Raw genomic sequence first — 248 nt, 5'->3', positions numbered from 1 at the left:
ACGGAGCCCGCCTGGGACGAACTCCCCGTCCAGTACGCCGACTACGCCCTGTGGCAGCAGGAGATGCTCGGCGACGCCGACGACCCCGGCAGCGTGCTCGCCACCCAGCTCGACCACTGGCGCACCGCCCTCGCCGACCTGCCGGACCGGATCGAACTGCCCGTGGACCGGCCCCGCACCTCGGACCCGGACCGCTCGGGCGGGCTGCACACGTTCCACCTCGATCCGCCGTTGCACGCGCAGGTGGA

At 73.4% G+C, this 248-nt stretch carries 1 protein-coding gene; it reads left to right on the top strand.

Features of this window, described 5'->3' with window-relative positions; translation table 11 throughout:
* The coding region (locus tag ACL06G_RS21555; RefSeq protein ID WP_412788181.1) for a hypothetical protein at nucleotides 1-248 on the top strand (248 nt) is incomplete at both ends.

This window comes from Streptomyces callyspongiae, assembly GCF_047200695.1.
In the GTDB taxonomy this organism is placed as follows: domain Bacteria; phylum Actinomycetota; class Actinomycetes; order Streptomycetales; family Streptomycetaceae; genus Streptomyces.
The sequence above is the reverse complement of the archived record's forward strand: the minus strand, read 5'-3'. Positions and strand labels throughout refer to the sequence as shown.